General features: G+C 44.1%; 14 protein-coding genes and 1 riboswitch. Of the genes, 2 read left to right on the top strand and 12 right to left on the bottom strand.

Translation table 11 applies throughout. From position 1 onward, the window contains the following. Positions 1–2: 2 nt before the first annotated feature. Positions 3–611 (bottom strand): ECF transporter S component, encoded by a 609-nt coding sequence (locus G4D54_21350; protein QJA04795.1) that lies wholly within the window; start codon positions 609–611, stop codon positions 3–5. A 70-nt stretch (positions 612–681) separates the two neighbouring features. Continuing rightward, a riboswitch (FMN riboswitch) is annotated at positions 682–803 on the bottom strand. Between the two features lie 348 nt (positions 804–1,151). On the opposite strand from G4D54_21350, the gene G4D54_21355 reads away from it, so the two are divergent. Then, positions 1,152–2,054, top strand: a complete 903-nt coding sequence (locus G4D54_21355; GenBank protein ID QJA04796.1) for a hypothetical protein — start codon at positions 1,152–1,154, stop codon at positions 2,052–2,054. 199 nt (positions 2,055–2,253) lie between these two features. Here G4D54_21355 and G4D54_21360 read toward each other — a convergent pair whose 3' ends face one another. The 6 genes from G4D54_21360 to G4D54_21385 all read right to left on the bottom strand — a co-directional run bounded on the left by G4D54_21360 (position 2,254) and on the right by G4D54_21385 (position 7,019). Beyond that, positions 2,254–3,342, bottom strand: a complete 1,089-nt coding sequence (locus tag G4D54_21360) for a mannitol dehydrogenase (GenBank protein ID QJA04797.1) — start codon at positions 3,340–3,342, stop codon at positions 2,254–2,256. Between the two features lie 198 nt (positions 3,343–3,540). Further along, entirely contained in the window at positions 3,541–4,359 is an 819-nt protein-coding gene (locus G4D54_21365) for an SDR family NAD(P)-dependent oxidoreductase (GenBank protein ID QJA04798.1), read from the bottom strand. A gap of 12 nt (positions 4,360–4,371) precedes the next feature. Then, positions 4,372–5,217 (bottom strand): PTS system mannose/fructose/sorbose family transporter subunit IID, encoded by an 846-nt coding sequence (locus G4D54_21370; GenBank protein QJA04799.1) that lies wholly within the window; start codon positions 5,215–5,217, stop codon positions 4,372–4,374. Position 5,218: 1 nt separating this feature from the next. Beyond that, a complete protein-coding gene (locus tag G4D54_21375; protein QJA04800.1) occupies positions 5,219–5,992 on the bottom strand; it encodes a PTS sugar transporter subunit IIC in 774 nt (257 codons plus the stop codon). 107 nt (positions 5,993–6,099) lie between these two features. Beyond that, a complete protein-coding gene (locus tag G4D54_21380) occupies positions 6,100–6,594 on the bottom strand; it encodes a PTS sugar transporter subunit IIB (protein ID QJA04801.1) in 495 nt (164 codons plus the stop codon). A gap of 5 nt (positions 6,595–6,599) precedes the next feature. Continuing rightward, on the bottom strand, positions 6,600–7,019 hold the full coding sequence (locus G4D54_21385; protein ID QJA04802.1) for a PTS sugar transporter subunit IIA: 420 nt from the start codon (positions 7,017–7,019) through the stop codon (positions 6,600–6,602). Between the two features lie 174 nt (positions 7,020–7,193). Here G4D54_21385 and G4D54_21390 point away from each other — a divergent pair, with 174 nt between their 5' ends. Next, entirely contained in the window at positions 7,194–9,149 is a 1,956-nt protein-coding gene (locus G4D54_21390) for a transcription antiterminator (GenBank protein ID QJA04803.1), read from the top strand. Between the two features lie 188 nt (positions 9,150–9,337). On the opposite strand, the gene G4D54_21395 is transcribed toward G4D54_21390, so the two are convergent. From G4D54_21395 to G4D54_21415, 5 genes are all read right to left on the bottom strand, one after another. After that, complete coding sequence (locus G4D54_21395) at positions 9,338–10,711, bottom strand: MATE family efflux transporter (GenBank protein ID QJA04804.1); 1,374 nt, start codon at positions 10,709–10,711, stop codon at positions 9,338–9,340. A 320-nt stretch (positions 10,712–11,031) separates the two neighbouring features. Beyond that, positions 11,032–11,811, bottom strand: a complete 780-nt coding sequence (locus tag G4D54_21400) for a helix-turn-helix transcriptional regulator (GenBank protein ID QJA04805.1) — start codon at positions 11,809–11,811, stop codon at positions 11,032–11,034. A gap of 552 nt (positions 11,812–12,363) precedes the next feature. Then, on the bottom strand, positions 12,364–12,783 hold the full coding sequence (locus G4D54_21405; protein ID QJA04806.1) for a DUF2000 domain-containing protein: 420 nt from the start codon (positions 12,781–12,783) through the stop codon (positions 12,364–12,366). Beyond that, the gene (locus G4D54_21410; protein QJA04807.1) at positions 12,753–13,667 is read right to left on the bottom strand and encodes a DMT family transporter; all 915 of its coding nucleotides are present in this window, start codon (positions 13,665–13,667) and stop codon (positions 12,753–12,755) included. Before G4D54_21410 ends, G4D54_21405 begins: the two co-directional genes overlap by 31 nt. Further along, positions 13,660–14,496, bottom strand: coding sequence for an AraC family transcriptional regulator (locus G4D54_21415; GenBank protein ID QJA04808.1), 837 nt, complete (start codon positions 14,494–14,496; stop codon positions 13,660–13,662). Before G4D54_21415 ends, G4D54_21410 begins: the two co-directional genes overlap by 8 nt. Between the last annotated feature and the right edge of the window lie 225 nt (positions 14,497–14,721).

Raw genomic sequence — 14,721 nt, forward strand, 5'->3', positions numbered from 1 at the left:
CCTTACTGACGATTTGCGAATCGGTGAATCATCGGACTTATTTTCTTGTATACGGCAAAGGTAATCAGGCAGCTGATACCGTATTTTATCAGGTTAAACGGTACGATGCCCAGTATCACCATGGTAGTGACAGAATTCATCATCGGATTGACCTTGGAACAGGAAAGGATAATCTGGTCCATATTCATATCATACAGGGCAACATAGAACGGAATAATCAAATACAGATTGGTCAGCACTGCAACTAAGGTACTAACCAGAGTCCCTGCCGTCATTCCCAGCAGTGCTTCCTTTCGTGTCTTCTTGTGACGGTACAGCAAAGACGCAGGCAGTACCAGGGCAACTCCCAGCAAAAAGCTCTGCAGCTCTCCGGTAAACATGGAATTGGATCCGGAAATCACCATCTGAACCATAACACGGATAAAGACAATCAGAACACCTGCCACCGGTCCCAGAGCGAAGGCTCCGATCAGCTCCGGAATTGCGGCCAGATCAAAGCTTAGAAAGGGCGGCATAAACGGAATGGGAAAGCGAAACATCATCAGTATCGCTCCCAGTGCACCAAGCATACCGATCAGGGCAAGCCGTTTTGCACTCATGTTGTTTTTCAATTCACATCTCCTCCATTTCAAAAAAACACCTGACTACGAAAAAACTCGTCTTCAGGTGTGCGTTTACAGAAAATGTCTTTTCTCATCCGGACTTTACCGTCGGTGCCAGAATTTCGCTGGCTCAGCCGCTCATTACGCGGGTCATGGACTATTACCATCGGTAGGGAATTTCACCCTGCCACAAAGACTTGTTATTCAATTTTGAATGCAGGTCATGCGTCAACACAATCTGTATATTCATTATAGCTCATGAAACAGCATGTGTAAATAAGAAATAGAAATGTAATTTTTTTCATATACCTGATGCAATACACATCGCCAAGTAGAAAACAGTACAGAAAAGAAACACCGGGTTCTACCCTGTTGCTGATAAAATATGAAGATCCACCTCCTGTTTTGTAAGGTGTTTTTCATATTCATCCATCTTTAGTGTCTGTATCTTCCAACAAATATCAATAATTCGTGGATTATTTAGGAATTCAGTATCCTCCATACGTATATAGGGGTGTAAGAAGCCCTTACAGAATGGAGGACATAAACATGTCAAACACAATGAATCAACTCAACTACAGTAACGATCTATTTTTTAAGTACACCCTTTCCCGTGAGGATGAAGGCTCTGTGTACGCCCGCAACACCATCATTGAACGTGTTACCGGTATCAGGGTAAAGGAAAGCACCGTGCTCAATCCCAATCTGGATCCGGGCATCATCGGAAAAAAGCGCATCATTCTGGATGTTCATGTGAAGGATGAACAAAACCGCCATTTCAATATCGAGATGCAGACGACCTACAAGGGATTAGCGGAAATGATGCGCTTTGAATTTTATGGAGCCAGAGCGTTGAACAATCAGCTGAACAGCGGTAAGAAGTATAAGGATTTAAAGCCGGTATATCAGATTATTTTCATTGACGAGTATGCATGGAACAACAGAAATCTGATCAATCAGTATCAGATGCGCAATGAGCAGGGAGAGAATGAAAGCTACTATCCGCTCATCCTTCGCACCTATATTCATATGCCGGCAATCAATGACATCGTAAGGGAGAAGGAAATACTGAGGCTGAATGACTTTGAACAGCTGATATACCTGTTTGAAAATAATGAGAAAAATGATATACTGAAGTCAAAGGAAAGGCTGGTGAAGGTATTCGTGGATAAGTATGAGGAAATGCAGAAGGATGATGAGCTGTGGTCAACCGCAATGGCGATTCAGATGGGAGAGGCACGTTACCGCTATGGCTTGGAGGACAGCTTTGAAGAAGGAAAAAAGGAAGGAGAAGCATTACTGTTAATAAAGCAGCTTAAAAGTAAGTATCATGAGGATTGCACAACATGGCTGCAATCTTTGAATGATGAACAGATCGAAGCCGTATCCAGCTTGATACTGGTTTGCAATTCTTTTCAGGAGTTGAAGGATCAGGTTATGTCAATGAAGTAATACATACAATACCAAATAAGAAAACTGTTTTATAAGCATATGCCTCTATAAAACAGTTTTTTAATCTATTCTTTCTGCCGCATCCGTATCACAGGTATTGAAATATTGTAAAATTACATGAATGGATGCTGCATATTTTTAGCAGGTATCAGGCGCTCTGAGTTAATGCATAATGCTCATAGATAAGGAAATCATACACCTAGAACTCAGCGCAGAATTTGATAACATCCTTTAGGGATATGCTTTCCTTCAGCAACCCGTACACTTCCTTCAGCTTATCCGCAGAGTGAAAATTCTCATACATCTTCATAAGAGTATCCGGATTGCTGTTTTCCTTCACCACAGCATACCGCATAGCCGCAGCTGCCGCAAGTAGGATATACCCGCATTTCTGTCCATATTTTTCAGCAAGGCGAAGCGGTTCATACAGCCGCTCTTCTTTGTTCAGCTTCCGTTGTGCCTGCCGTGCATTGCGATACACCGTATCATAGATTTCCCGATTACGGAATTTATGCACTGCACGCATGGTAAAGGCAAGCTGCACATCCTGTTCCACTGCATATTCTCTTGCGATGATTGTACTGACAACCGGTACTGCCCGATCCATTAACTCCATAATCTGCGGATCATTTGCGGCTTCTCCGTAAACCTCATACTGCAGATAATCTCCAAGATACGCAACAATCGCACTCATGAAATTATACGTATAAATTTTTCTTTGAATCAGGGATGGAAAATCTGCTTCCAGCGGCATTCCCACAATGTCCGGAAGCATTCCCTTTACACTGCCGTCCACTGGCAGCTCTGCGACATCCTCGCTAATCAATACCAGACTTTTTTCCTTTGGCTGCAGTGTTGTACAGAAGATCACACCCTCGGAAATGCTGTTGGATATATTCGCATCCACAAGCGGCTGTTTTACGTGGACACCGTTTTCACAGCATACGATCCGCAGCTGCTTTTCACCACACTGTTCAGCCGCAGCACTCAGTAGCCCTACCAGCTCCTTTATATTGCCTGCGAATACACTTGTCGTGATCAAATCTGAGTGTGCCAGTTTCTCTATGACTTCCTCATCCGCTGTCGTATAAGCATCATAGCCGGAAATAGTAACTGGCTCCTTCCCATCACCAAAGTAGTGAACGGGATAGGATTTTTCCGCATTCAGCCGGTCGATAAGCTCTTTGTTTTTATCAATAAACGTAATATGATATGCATTTGCCTGCAGGATGGGTGCGATAAAGCCGCGACCTGTCTGTCCTGCACCAATAAGTACTGCCTCTTTCATGTTCCTCCAATCTCCCATTTCTCCATGGGTTCATATCGCAAGGCGGTTGACATCTTTTTAACACGTGGAGCCTTGCTTTTCTGCATTGCTCTTTCTACAGCCCATGCTATAGAAAAGCAAAACACCTTATGGAAAGCGGCCTGCGCTGCAGACCGCTGTACTCTTATACATGTGGTTACATCTAACCCCTCTTGTTTCCTATCCCTTGCTTTTTCCTCCGGATACCGGAATGGTGACACCGGTAATATAGCTGGCATGATCGGAAATCAGATAACAGATCAGATCCGCTACCTCATACAGATGGCCCGGTCTTCCCAGCGGTATAGAGGATTTGTAGTTTTTAAAGAACTCCTCCGGTCTGGTGTTGACATCCCAGCCGCGACCGTATGCCTGTGCTCTATATTTTTCATCATTATTGGCAGGAGTACGGTCCAGAATATCCGGTGCCACACCGACAACACGAATATTATACGGTCCCAGCTCCTTTGCCCAGGAAATTGTAAAGGCATGAATCGCAGCCTTTGTGGCAGAATAGCAGCTATGTCCTCTGGAGCCCATCAATCCTGCACAGGAGGATAGGTTGATGATAACACCCTCCTTTTTTCCATACAATACGCGTGTTACCGCCTGAGATACCAGAAAGGTTCCCTTCTGATTGACACCAACCATAAAATCAAAATCCTCTTCACTCAGCTCATACTGCGGTTCACTGCCATAGTAATCCACAAGGATTCTCGGTCTGGTCACACCGGCATCGTTTACCAGAGCATCCACCGTGCCGAATTTCTGTACAACGGCATCAACAGCAGCCTCAACCTCTTTTTTGTTTCGGATATCCAGATGCACATACATCTTACGATCATCCTCAGAAAAATCCTTCGGCTCTGCCAGATCGAAGATTGCGACTCTGGCATTGCAGGCAAGCAGATCCTTTACCATGGCTTCTCCGATTCCCATGGCGCCACCGGTAACGATCACGACCTTGTTATTCAAATCAATCCATTGCTTTTGTTCCATACATGCTCCTCCTTATACGATACCGAAGAAGGAAAGTACGACAGACAGCACCAGGATGGATACCAGAATGCGCACATACTTCGGACCGCTTTTCTTAATATAGAAATAAATGCCAAACACGACGAGCAGAGGCAGAATATTCGGGAAAATCTTATTCAAAACATCCTGCAGCAGCTGTTTTTCACCAACTGCATTTGCCCATGATATCGGTGTAACAAGCTTTACATAGGTGGAAGACAATGCCCCCATCATAAACAGACCAAGCACGCTGGCTGTCTTGATAAACTGATTCAGCTTACCGGATTTCAGAATGGATACCACTGATTTTCTTCCCAGTGTATAGCCCTTTGTGACAAGTGTATACGCAAGAAATGTTATGGCAACACCCCAGATCAGCAGCGGTCCGACACCTGCCAGCCAGTTCCCCTCTGCGGCCAGTGGAATAAACATGGATAGCAGCAGCGGACGAAGCATCCCGTGATTGATGGTGTCTCCAATTCCTGCCAGCGGTCCCATCAGACCGACCTTCAGGTTGCTGATCATATCAGCGGAGGCCTCCAGCTCTTCACTGCCTGCCCCTTCCTGCAGCATAATCGCGCGCTCCTCCTCCAAAGCACAGGTCATACCGAAAATAACGGAGCCCCAGGTTGCCTCGGAGTTGTAGAACATTAAATGACGCTGTAATGCTTTTTTGTATTCCTCCTCATCCTCCTTATACAGCTTCGAAAGAATAGCACTCATACCATAGGAGAATGCCGGAGCCGTCAAACGCTCAAAGCCGGAATTCACCTCGGCGGTAAGATAATATTTTGCCCAGCCCTTGATTACCTCATTTTTCTTCAGATTAAGTTCGCTCATATCAGAAATCTCCTTCATCATCATCCACAGCGACTGTGCTGCCTGTACTGTTGGTAAACTGCGATTGAAGAATTGCAATACAGATTGCAATTACCGCAATTCCAATCGTATTCATTCCTGTATAGGCATACATCGCAAAGCCAAGAATAAAGTATGGGATAAGCTCCTTTTTCCCAATGACCATGATAGTTACCGCAAAGCCAAGTGCAGGAAGCAGACCGCCTGCCACACTCAGACCGTTCATCGCCCATGCAGGAATCGCATTCAGGAACGCGGATACGGCATCGGTTCCAAACAGCAGTGCCAGTGTTGTCGGAAGAACACGCAGCGGAATGGAACAGAAGAACGGATACCAGAATTCCGCTCTGCCCATTGCCTTCATATCCCCTTTTTCAGCTGCCTTGTCCGCAAGGTGGACAAAGTAGGAATGATAGGTGCGCTTCAGATTATCCAGCAGAACTCCCAGAAGTCCTACCGGAACTGCAATGGTTACAGCGATATCCGGCTCTAATCCGGCTGCCAGTGCCACCGGAATCGTAATGCAGGATGCCAGCGCCTCATCCGCAGGCAGTGTACCTCCCGGAGCTATTGCGCCTAAATAAATCATCTGCAGAGATGCGCCGATTTTCATCGCATCCCCCAGGTTTCCCATAATAAGTCCAATCGGAACCGCCAGCACCAGTGGCTGACGGACGAGATGCAGTGTACCATACCAGAGTTTATTGGTTGCCAGCCAGTAGAGTACACCAAATACCAGGGCTAATCCTATGTTCATAAATATCTCCTTTTCATTTCATTTTATAATTCCTGAAATATACTTTTTAATGCTCCCTCTTTGCTGTACCATGCGGTTTAAACCCTCGTTTTCACCGCATGTCAGCATTATTTCCCTCGTACTTCCTTCAAAGCGTCGTGGAGTGTGAAGGCCGGATCCTTCGGCGTTACCTGCAGCGTTACCGCTACTCCCTCATTCTGCATAGCCTCCAGCATTTCCGCTTCCTGTTCGCTTAACGACAGCTCATTTGAAATCATGACCTTGTTTGTCCCGTTGCCAAGACCGCCTACCTGCAGTGCCTTCATCGGAAATCCCAAATCAAAGGCCTTCTTTGCATTTTCCACAGACTTAAACAAAATAAGCAGCTTCTTATCCTTGAATACATCCTTTTTAAATGCAGCTACCGCTTTTTCAATCGGACGTATTGCCGCCTTTACTCCCGGAGGCGCCGCCATCAGGAATACCTGTGCCAAAAACTTGTCTGCCGCCAGCTTATCATCCACAATCAGAATGGAATCTGCGGATACCTGCTTGATCCAGTTTGTGACAACCTGTCCGTGCATCAGTCGAAAGTCGATTCGTATCAGTTTGATTTCTGTCATGCTCTTCACCCTCTTTCTTCATCGAATGCAATCGGATTCGGCTGTATGATGGACGCTCTGGCCGCTTCAAGACCAGCCTCCATTAACTCCTGGATTGTGCATTCTTCATTGTTGCGCTTCAAGATCAGCTCTATCAGCATCGGCAGATTGATACCGCACACTACATGGAGTGAAAACTCCCGCTGCAGCATCATGCCCACATTGGAGGGAGTTCCTCCATACAGATCCGCCAACACAAGGATTTCTCCCTGAACGCCTGTTAGATAGTCTCTGACCTCCTCGTAATATTCCTCTATTGACATTCCGGACAATAGAGAAACTGCATGAATATGCTCTGTCTTTCCTGCAATCAGCTCTGCGCTTTTGATCAGCTCCTCTCCAAATCTACCATGATTCAGTATCACATACGTTATCGGCTCTATCACTTCTTCACTTCCTTTACCTAATGTTCAACGGCCTTTGAACTACACCCTTACTTTACCATTGCACGAGCCTTTTATTTTTTCTTTTATTGCACCAGCAATCGTGCAGCTTTTCCGAAGGATTGCTTTTTCCGTTCTGCACGGATGCTCGTGCAATAAGATTAAAATATTTTTGAAATGGATTGGGGTATACTAGAAAATGAAACAGAGGGGGTAAGGATTGCAGGTGATAAAATGCTGACAAAGAGACAATACTCGATATTATCTTTTTATGTGGAAAACCGGGGAACGTATGTTTCATCCAATGAACTCGCTGCTATGTTTGATATCAGTGTACGGACAGTAAAAAACGAGCTGAAGATCGTCCGTGATTTTTGCGATTCCTATTCCTCATTTGTACTGGATACACTTGCAGGAAAGGGAACCAGATTATGTGTACTGGATGATGCGGCATTTGAAAAGGACATGGAGATTCTGCGCAAGAAAACGCTGCAGCTTTCCTGTAATACAAAAAACCGAGTTCACTCCGTTATGAAAATGCTGATGGATGCGACCGGCTATGTATCGAAATACACACTGACAGAGACCTTCTATATCAGTGAATCCACACTGTATCACGCACTGAACGAAATCAAAAAGCTGTTAAAGCAATACGATCTTGCACTGGTACATAAAACAAATCTCGGCTATAAGATCGAGGGCAGAGAAATTGACAAGCGGATGTGCATAGCAAAAAATGAAATCAATGATGAATCCACCGATCACTTTGCATTATCCGAAGATGTATCGGATATATACAATGTAGTGGCTGATGTGTTTTTCAAATACCATTATCAGATCAATGAACAGACCATTCAGAATATTACTGCGCATATCGCACTCACACTGCGCAGAGTCAGAAAGGGACATTTCATTGAACAGCAAATGGAACAGGATATGCCGGATTCCACAGAATATCAGATTTCCTCGGAAATACTGACGCGCTTTCTTACCAGATACCGCATCAAGAAGCAATACATGTTAAATGAAATCAATTTGTTGACGCAGACCATTCTGGGAAAGCTTGATTACTCCAGAAATGATCATCTGCAAAAGGAGGTCAATGATTTTATCAACGATTCCTTTTTGTATATTCGCAACAAGTTCTGTGTCAACTTTGAGCCTGCGGAAAGCCTGAAGCTGTTTCTTGCACTGCATCTGGTACCGCTCATTTACCGTATCAAATCCGGAACACAGCTTAATAATATGATGGCACCGGAAATCAAACAGTCCTTCCCGCTTGCTTATGATATCGCCCTATACTTCACGCTGCTGATCAAGGAGCGGTTTCATCTGAATGTTTCTGCGGATGAAATTTCCTATCTGTCCCTGTATTTCAATTACGGGCTGGAAAATATTCATCTGGGAAATTCCGCAAAGAAAATCTTGATTATCACATCGCTTCGCAAGTCGGAAACAGTCCTGCTGCGTCATAAGATTTTAACCTGGTTTCCCAATCAGATTGCAGAGATTACCTTTATCACCGGAGACAATGACGATTTCGATACCGAGGATTATGATGCTATTTTCTCCACCGATAGAAACAGTGAGAAATATAAGGGTGGTATTACACTGATCAGTATTTTCCCGGATGAGAAGGATTTTGAAAAAATCAATCTGGCAATCAACGGCTATACAGACACGGATTCCATACTGGAGAAGTTCAGTGAGGATTGTTATTTCTATGGTGAGGTGAAGGATAAGGAAGAAATTCTGGATATTATCTGTCGCAATGCCATTGAAAAATATAAGCTGGATGATGAGTTTCTGGAGGTCATTAAGGCAAGGGAACAGATTACCAGCTCTTACTTCGGTAACTGCATTGCCGTACCGCATCCGCTCACACCGTTTTCGGATGAAACCTTTGTATCTCTGGGGGTATTGAAAAAGCCCATCGCATGGGATAAGAATCACAATGTTCGTGTAGTTATGCTGGTATCCATTGAAAAGAATAATCCGAAGGCATTTCAGTTCTGGTATTATATGAGCACCTTTGTGCGCAATGAGGAGCTGCTGCAGAATTTTTTCAAAAAACCCAGCTTTCTGCGTTTCACGGAAATATTGAAAATATCACTGGAAAAGGATTTTGACTAGCCTGCTGGTTGGAATTCTTTTTTCATATAGCTGCCTTCGTTTTTACAGCTTCTGTTTCATAAAAAGACAAGCTTTAAGCTATCGATTCGCTCCTGCTTACGGGGATACCTGTTTTTATTTTTGTACAGCTTTGCCGTTGCATTTGTAAAAATGACATCTGCAATCCTGTGCAAATGCCATTGTTTTGGTTATGGTAATTCAATTTTTTGATATGCTTCCATCGTATGCATCTCCAGCTGCTGTTCCTTTCTTTTGAGATCACGATAGAAAAACACCATCAGACACGGTCCCATGAGCGACCATGCAATCGGTTCCGCAAGGCACACACCGGTATAGCCGGTAAACGGGATCAAGGCAAAGGTTGCCGCTATTTTCACCGCCATTTCGATACAGCTGGAAATGATCGGACCCCTGCCGTTGCCCAGACCCTGCAATCCGTTTCGATAAATAAACAAGACAGCCAGGATGAAATAGAAGACACTGCTGATGCGGGTATAATAAGTCGCCAGAGAGATCACCTCCGTCTGCTTTGCATTGACAAGAAAGCCGATGAAGAAGTCAATGCAAGTAAAGGATAAGAGAACCACAATACACACCCACAGAAAGCTGATCCATACACTGGATTTCATACCGGCACGGATTCTAGAAAACCGCTGTGCACCGAGGTTCTGAGAAACAAAGGTCGTATCGGCAATCGCAATGCTGATCAGCGGCTGCATAAACATTTCCACTACCTTGCGGGCTGCGGTATGTGCTGCAATCGTTACTTCTCCCAGACTGTTTACCGCACTTTGCAATATGACAGAGCCTAGAGAAACGATGGAATTCATCAAGCCCATGGAAATTCCCATGGATAACTGCTTTCTCAGAATTTCACGCTCGACATGGAAATCCTCTTTTTTAACGATGAACATCGGATATTTCTTACGCATATAAAGAAAGCAGAGGATAACGCTTATCAGCTGTGCAATAACAGTAGCATATGCTGCACCAGCCACCCCCAGCTGGATGATTGCGATAAATATATAGTCAAGAGCCACGTTGAGAATGGATGCTATGATTAGAAAATACAGAGGTGTCCGACTGTCTCCGATGGAACGCATCATACTCGCCATCATATTGTATGCCATTGTCACAAACAGTCCAATGATAATAATGGTCAGATAGGAATCCGCCATCCCCAGAATGGAGGATGGTGTCTGTAACAGATACAGCAGCGGCTTTTTCAACAGGATTGCGACTACAAAGATCACAACAACACTGATCATGCAAAGCTTGATACATCCTGCCGTGGCTTTTTTCATGCCCTCTTCATCACGCGCTCCGTAATATTGAGCAATCATGATGGAAACACCCATGGAAACACCAGTGCAAAGTCCAATGACCAGATTGGAAAGGGATGCACTCGCACCGATAGCCGCCAGTGAATTTACACCCAGAATCTGTCCTACCATCATGGTGTCCGCCATGGTATAGAATTGCTGAAATACGTTGCCGAGTAAAACAGGTATCGCAAATGCCATAATCAGCTTCGTGACATTGCCCTGTGTCATATTTTTCATTTTATCACCTACAAGGTCTAATTCTATCATATTTTTCACAATAGGAATACAGGAATAGAAAAAAATACCGATGATAGCCTGATTCTTTTAAATCGCTAAAAGGAAAATTAAAAAATGCCGGAACTATACATAATTCGGCATCGTATTTATTTCTTTCACAAGATTGTGGTTTATGAAAAAGCTGCTTCATAGCATCAAATATGAGTATATGCAGCTTCCTATTCCTTCGCACACATCTGTTTACTTATATCCGTTTTTTCAGTTGTACGATCGATTAAGAAATCTAATCTCCCCTGTATGAGCAGCGCTGCTTCCTTGTTTCAGCACAATGGTATCACCTGTACAAAGAATTCAATGATTTTCGGCAGTGATTCTCTGGACAGGTATTCCTGAAACTGCAGGTATTCCTGCGAATCCAGAAAGCAGGTATTGGAGGAGCGCAGATGGTATACGATATCCCCAACCGGATTTGTCCCCATCGCAATTTCACCATATGCAAGAGCGCCGATGGCAAATTTAAACCCGATGGAAATCGCACCGATACTGTATACACCGATAGCAATCGCACCGATGCTGATGTAGCCGATAGCCAGACAGCCAATGGCAAAGTAGGATAATGCAAGCGGACCGATGGCGAACAATAGCCCCAGTGTGAGCAGACCCAGACTGCATAGTCCCACGCTTAAAAGTCCGATGGAAATCACACCGACGGAAACATTTCCAATCGCAATAATTCCCTTGGCAACCCTCCAATAGCCTTCCTCCGTACGTCCTCTTCCAACATTGATATCCACAAGGGGAATTCCACAGATTGACAGCTTGGAGCGATACCGCTTTTCATATGTATAGCGGTTATGCACATAAATAACTTCCTTCTCCTTAACAACCTCTTTTTCCAGGGGGATTTTATTTCCCAGCAGCTCATCAATGCTGACCTGCAAGCTTCTGGAGAGTATTTTCAGATTCTCCATATCTGGATTGGCAGTACCATTTTCCCACTTGGATATCGCCTGCCGCGATACATCACACAGTGCTGCAAGCTCTTCCTGCGACATTCCTTTTTCTTTTCTTATTCGATATAAATTGTCTTTGAATTCCATACATTTTCCTCATTTCCTGATGACTGTATTCTATCAGTTTCTATGCTGTTTTACCATACTTCATACATTCCAAATCCGCAACCACTGGTAGCAAAACCGCCTTTTGCAGTTTTTTTGATTATAGTCACCTGAAAACTCAAAGCTTTATACAAAAAGCAGACCTTCATTTTATCTTCATCCGGCCTGCTTTTCTGCATTATCTTTTCTATCCTATATCTGATTTTATCATATCTGCTACAAGGCACCTTGCTTACTGTTTGAATTATTCGATATGATATCCAATCCTCTTTCTACAGTTATCAATGCCTGTGAAGAATGCCGTAGTCTTCTATTTGTCAGCCTTTAAGCGTTCAAATGACTCAGGTATTCCATATAGTCTTTTTTCTACCACTTGGCCAGCTTCAACAATCCCATGCATACCGCAAGTGTGGAGGCGATATATTGATGCCGGTTCCGTACTGCTCTCATTTTCTCATTTCTACCCATAAATACCTTTGTGTGTCAATTTCCATCTATCATGTATATAAGGTGCAAACTTTTCTGCAATGAGCATTACCGGTACAGCGGCAGGCTTCCGCATAATCTGTTGATTTTCTTTTTATCACCATACAGGCCAATACCGAGGTAATGAAACTGATTCTCCGGCAGATTTTTTACCTTCACAATCCAGTCCTCATACACATTGCAGGTTTGTGCTGCATCACTGAAATCAACGATAATGACATCCTCATATTCCTGATCAAACAGCTGCCGACGCAACTCCTGAAGCTTTTCTGTTTCCATCTTCAGAATCGGAAGCGGTATTTGCAGAATGCCCATATGTATATTTCCATCCGCATCCTGAACATCACAGCCGATGGCTTCCTTCACCTTACTTCCCAGTGTCATCCCCAGCAGTGCCGCGGTATTTGCGGCAATTCCCGGTGCCAGTGATGCATCCATCACCATGACGCATTTTCTGTTTTTCTCCATACACGTTCTCCTTTACGATTCTGCGACAGCAGAAGACCCAATACAATCATCACGATACCAAGCACACCGACGATAGTGACCGTTTCCTTCAAAATCCATACCGATGCCAGCGTGGTGACAACCGGCACAGCATAGATATACACACTTGTCTGTACAGTACCCAGAATACGTACAGCACTGTTCCAGGAAACAAAGCACATCGCACTGGCTCCCAGTCCCAGAAACAGTATATTGGCAATATTTAATCCCGTAAGCTGTTCCACCTTCGGCAGTTCCATACCGGATAGCATAATAACCGGAAGCATGCACAGCAAACCGTAAAAGAATATTCTGCGGGTCATCGGAATGGTTGTGTATCCAAAGCTGCTTATTTTCTTTGTTATCGTAGAATATAGTGCCCATACGATGGCAGCTCCCAGCGCAAGCAGATCACCCTTTGGATTTAATGCCAAATTCTGACTTCCCTCCAGGGAAATACAGAGAATTCCAGTCATGGCAATCAAAAAACCAATGAAAAAGCGTACTCCGGGACGTTTCTGTTTTAACAGCCAGATTCCGAAAAACATGGTGAAAAACGGTGAAACAGCCACGATGATACCAACATTGCTTGCCTGTGTGTAGGTAAGTGCTAGATTCTCCATAAGAAAATACAGGGTAACTCCACAGAGTCCTGCCGCAAGAAAATACAGCTCTTCCTTTTTCTCTTTAACTCTGGTCAGCCTTGGAGCGACTGCCCATAAAGCCAGATAACCGATCATAAACCGAGTGAACAGTATCTGCAAAGGTGTAAAATCCCGCAGCAGCACCTTGGTTGAAATAAAGGTGGTTCCCCATATAAGAATAGTCATACACGCAAGCATATGACCCTTGATCTGCTCATTCATCCAATTCGCTCCTTTTCTGTGTGAATATACTCTGATACTGCTTTGGTGTTATACCGATAAAGCTTTTAAAGTAGTTTGTAAAATGGCTCTGATCGGAAAACCCGCAATCCAGCGCAAGCTTACCGATTGCTTCACCCTGTTCCAGCAGACGCTTTGCTTTTGCGATCCGAATGGATTGCAGATAACGATATGGAGAAACACCAACCTCTCTGGTGAACAGACGCAGCGGCTGATAGCGGCTCATCTTGCTAATCTTTGAAAGAGTATCAAGAGAAATGGATTCTTCATAATGCGTATCCAGATATTCCTTCATAGCCTTCACCGCTTCCGTAAGCTCTCTGCTTGCCTCTACTGGAACCATATGTTCTTCCAGCAGCTGTTCAATCAGAAAGTAAAAGGCCTCCTCACGTACCAGCAGACTGCTCTGTGATACGATAACATCATACAGCTCACGAATGGACAGTGCCAGCTCTGCCTGCGGAATCAGCGTATCCTTAAACTGAAGATGGATGTGTTTCCCGGTTATCTCCTTTACTGCCTTGTCCATGACATCTACAGGAACATTGATTGCACGATAATCCAGAACCTCTCCGGCTACCGGCGCACAATTATGTGTTTCACGCGGATTAAATAAAATAACATCTCCGCGCTGTGTATCATATTCCTGATTTCGACACCAGAGATGACGTTTTCCACCCTCCATAAATCCGATTACATAAAATTCATGAAAGTGAACAGGAAATTTCTGTACGATTCCACTTAAATTATACGCCTCGATCTGAAGGTCTTTATCATAATAGATGTGTCGCTGCTCCTGCAATGCTGCCATGCCCATTCCTTCTTTCTGTCGCTGTATGTATGGTAACATAAAAAAATGATATTCTCTTGTAAGATATTGCATCCGGATAAGCGCCGTAAAAGCTGTTCGTGTGCTGAAAAGGCAGAAGTATGATGAAACCTGTGTCCTGCATCTTGCATGATGACCTGAAAGTTTGTGTGCCAATTGCCGCAGTACCTTACGAAAAGGCTTTGCATTTATACAGACGCACTTCGC

It is taken from the genome of [Clostridium] innocuum, from assembly GCA_012317185.1.
Lineage (GTDB): Bacteria > Bacillota_I > Bacilli_A > Erysipelotrichales > Erysipelotrichaceae > Clostridium_AQ > Clostridium_AQ innocuum.